Genomic DNA, 554 nt, shown 5'->3' on the forward strand with positions numbered 1-554 from the left:
TCCGAGGTCAGCACGACCAACTGGTTCAAGATGGCAAAGCGGACTTTTGTCGGCATCCAGAGCGTGCTCACCACGCCGGACGGTTACCGCTTCCAGCTGGAGTTCCACACGCCAGGCAGTTACCGGGCCAAGGTTGACAATCACGATACCTACAAGGGGCTTATCAGGCTAAACCAGCAAGCCGGCGCGGATGCTTTGGAGCAAGCCAAGGCCGTGGAACTGGCGCAGCGCGCGCGCGCGGTCTGCAGCCAGGTTGCGATCCCCGATGGCGCCATGGACGTCCCCCACTGGGGAGCCGAAGAGGGGGCAACGGGTAGAACCAGCCTCGCCAGCTTTGGGGTGCGCGCGGCCGAACAGCCAGGACCACCCCAGACCGCCAGGTCACCGGTCGCAAAGGAGATCTTTGCCGCCCTCAATGGACGGCCGGTCGTGCTGGTTGGCATGCCGAGTGCCGGAAAATCCAGCATCGGCCCGGCTCTCGCCAGGCGGCTGCGGCTGCCCTTCGTCGATACCGACAAGATAATCCAGAAGGACACCCGCATATCGATATCGCA

Annotated in this window: 1 protein-coding gene; it reads left to right on the top strand. The window is 63.5% G+C overall.

Annotated elements, in window-relative coordinates; all coding sequences use genetic code 11:
- Nucleotides 1-554, top strand: a 554-nt coding sequence (locus OHD62_RS35585) for a shikimate kinase (RefSeq protein WP_318528689.1), incomplete at both ends; no start/stop codon positions are given.

It is taken from the genome of Mesorhizobium sp. YC-39, assembly GCF_025753795.1.
Taxonomy (GTDB): domain Bacteria; phylum Pseudomonadota; class Alphaproteobacteria; order Rhizobiales; family Rhizobiaceae; genus Mesorhizobium.